At 54.8% G+C, this 3,333-nt stretch carries 1 rRNA gene; it reads left to right on the top strand.

What is annotated here, in order from left to right:
- The first annotated feature begins 235 nt into the window (after positions 1 to 235).
- Positions 236 to 3,332: ribosomal RNA gene (locus HMPREF3092_RS00005) — 23S ribosomal RNA — on the top strand.
- Position 3,333 lies beyond the last annotated feature (1 nt).

The raw sequence follows: 3,333 nt of genomic DNA on the forward strand, positions 1-3,333 counted from the left end.
GTGTGTGGTTGTTGTCTCTTTCCACTGCCATGGATCACGGTCCCTGTGTTGGGGGTGGTGGTTTGGGTGTGTGGTGGTTGTTTGTTTTGTGAATAGTGGACGCGAGCATCTGGCAGCCACGCGCGTTTGTGTGTGGTTGTTGTGATTTTGTTTGTTTTTGTGTTTCTTGTGTTATTCGTCTTGTCATCCTGACGCGCATGTGCAGGCTTTCGGGTTTGTGTGTGTTTGTGTGGGGTGGTGAGTGTTCAAGGGCGCATGGTGGATGCCTTGGCATCAAGGGCCGATGAAGGACGCGGTAATCTGCGATAAGCCTCGGGGAGTTGGTAAACGAGCTGTGATCCGAGGGTGTCCGAATGGGGAAACCTCGCTGCGTGTTGTGCGTAGTGACCACAGGGTGAATGTATAGCCTTGTTGGGGGTGACGTGGGGAAGTGAAACATCTCAGTACCCATAGGAAGAGAAAATAATAATGATTCTGTTAGTAGTGGCGAGCGAACGCGGAAGAGCCTAAACCGTGTGTGTGTCAAGCGTGCTGGTTTTGCATGCGCGGTGTTGTGGGGCCGATCGTCCTAGTTCAGCATGGCTGGGGCATGGATGCAGTGTGGTAGGTGAACAGGTTGGGAAGCCTGACCGGAGTGGGTGAGAGTCCCGTAGCTGAAACTGTGCTGGTCTGTGTGTGTTGGTGCCCGAGTAGCACGGTACTCGTGGAATGTCGTGTGAATCTGCCAGGACCACCTGGTAAGGCTAAATACTCTTGGTGACCGATAGCGGATAGTACCGTGAGGGAATGGTGAAAAGTACCCCGGGAGGGGAGTGAAAGAGTACCTGAAACCGTGTGCCTACAATCCGTCAGAGCCCTGTGGGGTGATGGCGTGCCTTTTGAAGAATGAGCCTGCGAGTTAGTGGCATGTGGCGAGGTTAACCCGTGTGGGGAAGCCGTAGCGAAAGCGAGTCCGAACAGGGCGTGTGAGTCGTGTGTCCTAGACCCGAAGCGGAGTGATCTAGCCATGGACAGGGTGAAGCGCCGGTAAGACGGCGTGGAGGCCCGAACCCACCTAGGTTGAAAACTGGGGGGATGATCTGTGGTTAGGGGTGAAAGGCCAATCAAACTCTGTGATAGCTGGTTCTCCCCGAAATGCATTTAGGTGCAGCGTTACGTGGTGCTTTGCGGAGGTAGAGCGACTGGATGACTGATGGGCCCGCGAGGGTTACTGACGTCAGCTAAACTCCGAATGCCGTGAAGTCAGCGTGGCAGTGAGACTGCGGGGGATAAGCTTCGTAGTCGAGAGGGAAACAGCCCAGACCATCAACTAAGGTCCCTAAGCGTGTGCTCAGTGGAAAAGGATGTGGAGTTGCAGTGACAACCAGGAGGTTGGCTTAGAAGCAGCCATCCTTGAAAGAGTGCGTAATAGCTCACTGGTCAAGTGATTCCGCGCCGATAATGTAGCGGGGCTTAAGCACACCACCGAAGTTGTGGCAAAAACATGTTCAACCGATAACTCGGGTGTTTTTGGGTAGGGGAGCGTCGTGTGGCCGGTGAAGCTGCGAAGTGATTCAGTGGTGGAGGCTATACGAGTGAGAATGCAGGCATGAGTAGCGAAAGACGGGTGAGAAACCCGTCCGCCGAATGACCAAGGGTTCCAGGGCTAGGTTAATCCGCCCTGGGTTAGTCGGGACCTAAGGCGAGGCCGACAGGCGTAGTCGATGGACAACGGGTTGATATTCCCGTACCAGTGAAGAACCGTCCATACCGAAGAATCTGATACTAACCAGTGCCACACCCGCACTGCACTCCCTTTGGGAGTGTGTGTGGTGTGTGGTGGTGGGACCTGAGGGTTTTGTAGGTAAGCGTGTTAACAGGTGTGACGCAGGAAGGTAGCCGGGCCGTGCGATGGTTGTCGCGGTCTAAGGTTGTAGGCCGTGTGGTTGGCAAATCCGCCACACATACAGGCTGAGAGCTGATGGGCGCCCCACAATGGTGGGGTGATCCGGTGATCCTCTGCTGCCAAGAAAAGCATCGACGTGAGGTTCAAACTGCCCGTACCCTAAACCGACTCAGGTGGTCAGGTAGAGAATACCAAGGCGATCGAGATAATCGTGGTTAAGGAACTCGGCAAAATGCCCCCGTAACTTTGGAAGAAGGGGGACCACCCCGGTGAACAACCCTTGCGGTTGGACGTGCTGGTGGTGGTCGCAGAGGCCAGAGAGAAGCGACTGTTTACTAAAAACACAGGTCCGTGCGAAGACGTAAGTCGATGTATACGGACTGACGCCTGCCCGGTGCTGGAAGGTTAAGAGGATCTGTTAGAACCCTCGGGTTCGAAGCGGAGAATTTAAGCCCCAGTAAACGGCGGTGGTAACTATAACCATCCTAAGGTAGCGAAATTCCTTGTCGGGTAAGTTCCGACCTGCACGAATGGCGTAACGACTTCTCTGCTGTCTCAACCGCGAACTCGGCGAAATTGCATTACGAGTAAAGATGCTCGTTACGCGCAGCAGGACGGAAAGACCCCGAGACCTTCACTATAGTTTGGTATTGGTGTTCGGTGTGGCTTGTGTAGGATAGGTGGGAGACTGTGAAGCATGCACGCCAGTGTGTGTGGAGTCATTGGTGAAATACCACTCTGGCCATAGTGGATTCCTGAACTTCGGACCCTGATCGGGTCCAGGGACAGTGCCTGATGGGTAGTTTAACTGGGGCGGTTGCCTCCCAAAGAGTAACGGAGGCGCCCAAAGGTTCCCTCAGCCTGGTTGGCAATCAGGTGGTGAGTGTAAGTGCACAAGGGAGCTTGACTGTGAGACGGACGTGTCGAGCAGGAGCGAAAGCTGGGACTAGTGACCCGGCCATGGCTTGTGGAAGCGTGGTCGCTCAACGGATAAAAGGTACCTCGGGGATAACAGGCTGATCTTGCCCAAGAGTCCATATCGACGGCATGGTTTGGCACCTCGATGTCGGCTCGTCGCATCCTGGGGCTGGAGTCGGTCCCAAGGGTTGGGCTGTTCGCCCATTAAAGCGGTACGCGAGCTGGGTTTAGAACGTCGTGAGACAGTTCGGTCCCTATCCGCTGCGTGCGTAGGAAATCTGAGAAGGGCTGTCCTTAGTACGAGAGGACCGGGACGGACGAACCTCTGGTGTGCCAGTTGTACCGCCAGGTGCATGGCTGGTTGGCTACGTTCGGGAAGGATAACCGCTGAAAGCATCTAAGCGGGAAGCCTGCTTCAAGATGAGATTTCCCCTGAGGTGTCCAGTAGACGACTGGGTTGATAGGCCAGATGTGGAAGCACAGCAATGTGCGCAGCTGACTGGTACTAATACACCAATCACTCACCCAAA

The sequence above is a fragment of the Brevibacterium sp. HMSC24B04 genome (genome assembly GCF_001806835.1).
Lineage (GTDB): Bacteria > Actinomycetota > Actinomycetes > Actinomycetales > Brevibacteriaceae > Brevibacterium > Brevibacterium ravenspurgense.